This window comes from uncultured Microscilla sp., assembly GCF_947493425.1.
Classification (GTDB): Bacteria; Bacteroidota; Bacteroidia; order Cytophagales; family Microscillaceae; genus Microscilla.
This window is the reverse complement of the sequence record NZ_CANLRP010000284.1, coordinates 1-6000: the sequence shown is the minus strand read 5'-3', so window position 1 is coordinate 6000 and position 6000 is coordinate 1. Positions and strand designations below refer to the sequence as shown.

Here is a 6000-nt window from a genome sequence, read left to right as displayed (position 1 = left end):
GACCTTTTGCAAAATCAGATAGCAATAAAGTACTGAAAATAAACGACTTAAATACATTGAAATAATTACAACTTAAGGTAATAGGAGGGCTACGTTACGAGATGGAGCGTAATCACACTACTGTAGACAAGTCTTTTCTCAGGAATGGCGACCCTCACTATGCTTTTCCAGCTTTGGGGCTTATTCCGGCTCGCTTTAACGAAATGGCTGCCTATAGTGCCATCTCACCAAAAGTAGGGCTGTCGTATCAAATGACTCCCGAAATAATGACCTATGCCAATGTAGCACGTGGTTATCGTCCGGGAGGGATTAACCCTTTTACTACCGATGTTAACACCATGGTGTTTGACCCAGAGTTTAGCTGGAACTATGAAGTAGGGCTTAAAACAACCTTATGGAACAAGCGCCTCAGAGCCAACCTTACAGGATTTTATATAGACTATGAGGGGCAGCAATTGTTCACACTTATAGACCTTAACACTTTCAACTTTGGCAGAGATAATATTGGCAGAAGTATTAGTTATGGGCTTGAATTAGAAACTGAGTGGCTGATACTTTCGGGGCTGACAGCCACAGCCAATCTAGGGTATCTTGAAACCGAAATTACTGATTTTAAAGTTATCGGATTTGCCGGAGAAGTCAATAATCGGGGAAACAGGCAAGGGTATTCGCCACAATGGAATGGCAACCTGGGACTCAACTATCAGAAAAAGCTTGGTCAAATTAGCCTTGGCATAACTGTAGATTACCAATACCAAACTGCCATGTTCTTTGATCCGGAAAACAACCTCGAACAAGAGGCTTATGGATTATTGAACAGCCGCCTGACCATTGGCTACAAAGGGGTAACTCTAGGGCTGTGGGCACAAAACCTCACCAATGAAGTCTACTTTAGCTATGGCTATGGAATTTCGGGAGGAGGATTGTTTGCCAGCTATGGTCTGCCCCGCACCTTAGGTTCTACACTTACCCTCAAGTTTTAGTCAAATGCATTTTGTTCGTTATATTATTCGGTTTTTGCTGGCTTTATTGTTCGTTTATGCAGGCATCGAGAAACTGTTTTTGCCTTATGACCCCTCAGTATTTAAAACCAATACTGCTGATAGTAATCCAGCTTTTTTTGAGTTTTATCACTTATTACAAAGTGTTGGTTACCTGTATTTTGTAGGTTTTTTTCAAGCATTGTGTGGGCTGTGTTTAATTTTCAGAAAAACGCAGCTTCTAGGTAGCATTATGCTAATTCCTCTCATTTTGTGCCTTTGGATGACCCACGTTTTTTTCTCTAAAAATGCCTTTTATCTTCTGTTTGATGGGGTAATATTCTTTTTAAATATCATGCTGATAATGCCTCATCACCGCGATTTACAAAAGGTATTGCTCAAACCTCAAAAATCATGGATATAAATAGTCAGCAAAAGAATTGATATTAAATGAAGACTTACACAGAGTGACTGAATGTACCTTGGGGCTGCCATCATCGATTTGGTGATTACTCTCTGGGTTTATCTCATCATTCGCAAGTTTTTTTAGCAGCCCAATGATCAAAGTCAAACAAGGTTGGTAAGTGAGTGAATGGGCTGCAACTAACCAACAGTTTTCCAATCATTATTTTTTTAAACTTGAAATATATGCAACTCGAAATACAAAATTTATCTAAGACTTATCCCAACGGTGTAAAAGCCTTGCAAGAGGTTGATCTCAATATTGGTAAAGGCATGTTTGGACTATTGGGGCAAAATGGCGCAGGCAAGTCTACCTTAATGCGTACAGTGGCTACTTTGCAGGACGCCGATCAGGGCAACGTCCGTTTTAATGGCATTGATGTCTTCAGTCATCCACAGGAGCTACGCAAACTTGTGGGGTATTTGCCGCAAAACTTTGGGATATACCCCAATGTAACTGCCGAAGAACTACTCCTTCACATTGCCGATATGAAAGGAATTAAGCACCTTGTAGATCGGAAAAGCCAAGTAGCTGGACTGCTACAGCAAGTAAACCTTTATGAGGTGCGTAAGAAAAAATTAGACAGCTATTCTGGTGGAATGAAACAGCGTTTTGGCATTGCTCAAGCCCTCTTGGGTAGCCCTCAGCTCATCATTGTAGATGAACCTACAGCTGGTCTAGACCCTGCCGAAAGAAACCGTTTTTATAACCTGCTTTCAGAAATAGGCGAAAACATTGTGGTCATCCTATCTACTCACATAGTAGAGGATGTAAGCACTTTGTGTAACGACATGGCTATTATCGGTCATGGCAAGGTTCTACTCACGGGCAAACCAGCGCAACTAGCACAAGCACTACAGGGCAAAATATGGGAAAAAACCATTGACAAAAGTGAACTTGAAAAATACCAGAAAGCTTTCCAGGTAGTTTCTTATCGTTTTCATTTAGGCAAAATGCTTATCACAGTGATTCAAGATAGCGAACCCGAAGAAGGCTTTGTGATCAAAAAGCCCAATTTAGAAGATGTTTATTTTCAAACCATTGCTGACTGAGAAAACTATGATAGGTAAAATATTAAAATTTGAATTAAAGCTAAGGCTGGGCAACTGGACTACCCTGTTGTTTTTTTTGATGTTGGTTTTTCAGGGAATCTGGTACACCAAAGGTACTTACGACTTTTATCGCAGCGACGCCATCTTGATGAATGCTGCTTCCATCTTTTATAAAAACTTTGCTGGTGGAGGTATGTTAATGATTATCATTGTTGCCATCATTACCGGGACAGCCTTGTACAAAGACTTACAGTATAAAACTGGTCAATGGTTATACACTTTTCCCATCAATGAAAAACAGTTTTTCTTGGGGCGTTTTTTAGCTGCTTATGCCATCAATGTATTGATTGCCTTGGGATACTTTATAGGAATGTTGCTTACCCCCTACTCAGGCATTGGTGATACTTCGCTGTTTGGAGCCGCCCCAATTGGGCAAATGATTCACGGGTTTGTGTTACTCCTCATGCCTAACTTGCTGTTGCTTACCGCAATCATTTTTGCCTCGGTAGTATTTTTTAGAAACATGGCGGCAGGTTATCTTTTTGTACTCATTACGGTCATGTTGTTTTTGGTGATGCAGTCTGGAGCCGAAGGTTCAGGCGCTTCTGCACTATTGATTATTGCCGAACCATTTAGTTATGTAGCCATTTCTGATATACTAGACCATTACAATACCGTTCAAAAAAACACAGCTTACCTAAGCATGACCAAGTATTTTTTAATTAACCGGGCATTATGGTTTGGAATTACTCTGGTGCTGTTTGCATTGGCTTACCACAAGTTTTCCTTTAAGTACTTTATCAGTGGTAAGAAAGTAAAAAAAATCAAAGAAGAGGTAACTCCGCCTATGCTGGTAGTTGACCCAATAAAAATATCCCAGGCTCCTGAATTATCGTTTAGCAGCCTTGATTTTATCAAAAAATTATTTCGTCTTGCCCTGCTTGAATTTAAAAACGTGGTGCGTCCCTTGGGTTTTAAAGTCATTTTAGGCATTATATTGTTGATGGTGTTTTTACAAAATGTATTGTGGAACGCCAGCTACTACATTGGTCCACAAGTACCGTTGACGTCTAATTTCACCTTTTTTCGGATAACCTTTGGAGTATTCATTATGATTCTGTTAATGATTTGGGCAGGAGAGCTCTTTTTCAAGGATAAAATCGTGAATATTTGGCAAATCACTGGAGCTTTACCCATTCCGGTATGGGTTACACAATTGTCTAAGTTTTTAGCCATGGCCGGAGTAGCCTTGGTGCTTTCGTTATCGTTCATGTTTTTGGGAATCGTTTCTCAAACTTTGCAAGGAGGCTGGGGCGAAATTGATTTAGGGTTGTACGTGAGCGACTTGCTGGGCTATAAATGGGGGTGGCTAACCTATGTATTGCAAATTGCCTTGGTGTTTTTTGTAGCTGGGCTTACCGGCAATCGCTACCTGACTCATGTCTTAGCTATTGGGCATTTTTTTGTACTATTAATGGGCTTTGAGCTAGGGCTAATAGAAGAAGTCCGATTTGGTTTTGCCATAATACCTGGCATTGAAGATTATTCTACCATTAGTGGTTATGGTATTTGGGGCGTTTCAGCTTTTTGGTATTTCTTGATGTGGACATCCCTGGCAATAGTATTTGTTTTATTAGGCATTCAATTTTGGGATCGTGGAACAGCCAGTAAATGGTATCAAAAGCTAATATTGCGTGGTCGTCAACTTAACTTAGCAGGCAGAGTGAGCATATTCATTTTATTGGTGTGTTTTGTATTCTTGCAATCTTTTATTTACAAAAGAGTCAATGTTTATGGTAACTTTAAATCCAGCGCTGAAGAGGAAACCGAATTGGCACTTTATGAGCGTAAGTATAGTTACCTGAAGAAACAAGCTTTTCTCAAATACACAAAAGTGGACCTGGAGTTAGATTTTTACCCCGAAAAACGAAAAGCAAACTACAAAGCCCAAATCCTTTTGAAAAACACTGGAAAGTCATCTACTGATACACTTTATTTGAACCTAAAAGACTTTGTCACGATTCAATCACTCAAAGTTCAAAATACTCTGCTCAAACCAGCCTGGAAAGACGATACGCAAAATTTATATGCTTACGTATTGCCTCAGGTGGTAGCTCCCAATGCTACATTGTCATTAAAATTGATTGCCGAAAAATGCTACAAAGGTTTTACTCAGAGTGGCGAAGATGCTCAAGCAGATTTGATGAAAAATGGTTCTTTTGGTAGTATTCAGGAGTTTTTGCCTATACTAGGATACGACCAGAGTAAAACCTTAAAGGATAACCGCAAGCGGGTTGAGCAAGGACTCGCGAAGTTGCCTTCCAGAATAGCTGCTATAACCAATCAACAGGCGCTCCAACAAGATGCTTATGCCGAAGATGCTGAATGGGTGACTGGAAGTTTAAGATTGAGCACGGTTGCCCCACAAATATGTGTAGCATCAGGGGAACTAGTTAAAAAGTGGCAATTGAAAAACCGTAATTACTTCAAATATCAAATAAATCAAAAATCACCTTTCAACTGGCAAATAGGCTCTGGGCGGTATGCTATCTTACAAGGGAATGTTCAGCAAATTATGACTCAAATTCTTCACCATCCTGGTCATGACTTTAATACCAAATACTACCAGAAAATTTTGCATCAAGCCATTGGGTTTGTACAGAAAAAACTTGGTACTTTATCTGGTAAAGAATTGAGGATGGTAGAAATTCCATACTATCAGGAAAAGTTTTATGCCAGCAAAAATTTAATTGCTATTTCGGAAAAAGAGGGATGGTTGGCTTCTACTGCCAAACTCAAAGAAAAAGCGTATTTACATTTGACTGTGGCAGCACAAGTAAGTAAACAATGGGTACAACAAAACTTGCGAATTGCCAATGTACAAGGAGCTGATATGTTACAAATAGCCCTTCCAGAGGCATTGGCACTTAGCTTTGTGAAACAACAGCTGGGTAATGAGGCAACGCAAATTTTATTGGACAAAAAGAAAAGTGAATATGAGAGACAAAGAAACAATGATAGTAATGGAGAACCTCCATTGATAAGGTCTGATGGTGTGGAATATTTGGCAATTAATAAGGGAGCCATTGAGATGTACAATCTGATCCAAAAACTGGGTATACAACAAGCAATGACACTACTAAAACAATATAAGTCTACCAAAATAGACCAATATTTAGTTTTTCAGCCTTTGCTCAATCACTGGTGTAACAAATTACCCTCATCTGATGCAAAATACTTTCATCGGGTATTTAAAAAAGTAAAAGAGAAATAGGAATCATTTAGCCTTTTTAACTCACTACCCCAGTTAATGCCTGGGGTAGTTTTTTATCCTTTTTTATAATCAATGCTTAAAGATTGAATTGCCTTTTGCCTTGGTTTGCCCCTGCCAATAAACAACTTCTTGTGAAAGTGAGCTCCCTCATTCGTAATTTAGTCCAGAGTCGGGAGTCAGTAGACCAGAGTTTTTCAGCGCCCATTCGTAATTTAGTCCAGAGTCGGGAGT

4 protein-coding genes are annotated in these 6000 nt (G+C 39.6%); all 4 read left to right on the top strand.

The window, feature by feature from the left end; translation table 11 throughout:
* Window positions 1–80 precede the first annotated feature (80 nt).
* Window positions 81–983 carry a TonB-dependent receptor gene (locus Q0954_RS32400; protein ID WP_299465667.1) on the top strand — a complete coding sequence of 301 codons (903 nt, stop codon included), beginning with the start codon at window positions 81–83 and terminating at the stop codon, window positions 981–983.
* Between the two features lie 4 nt (window positions 984–987).
* On the top strand, window positions 988–1404 hold the full coding sequence (locus tag Q0954_RS35110; protein WP_366916775.1) for a MauE/DoxX family redox-associated membrane protein: 417 nt from the start codon (window positions 988–990) through the stop codon (window positions 1402–1404).
* 224 nt (window positions 1405–1628) lie between these two features.
* Entirely contained in the window at window positions 1629–2495 is an 867-nt protein-coding gene (locus Q0954_RS32395) for an ABC transporter ATP-binding protein (RefSeq protein ID WP_299465664.1), read from the top strand.
* Window positions 2467–5769 carry a hypothetical protein gene (locus Q0954_RS32390; RefSeq protein ID WP_299465661.1) on the top strand — a complete coding sequence of 1101 codons (3303 nt, stop codon included), beginning with the start codon at window positions 2467–2469 and terminating at the stop codon, window positions 5767–5769. Before Q0954_RS32395 ends, Q0954_RS32390 begins: the two co-directional genes overlap by 29 nt.
* Window positions 5770–6000: the final 231 nt, after the last annotated feature.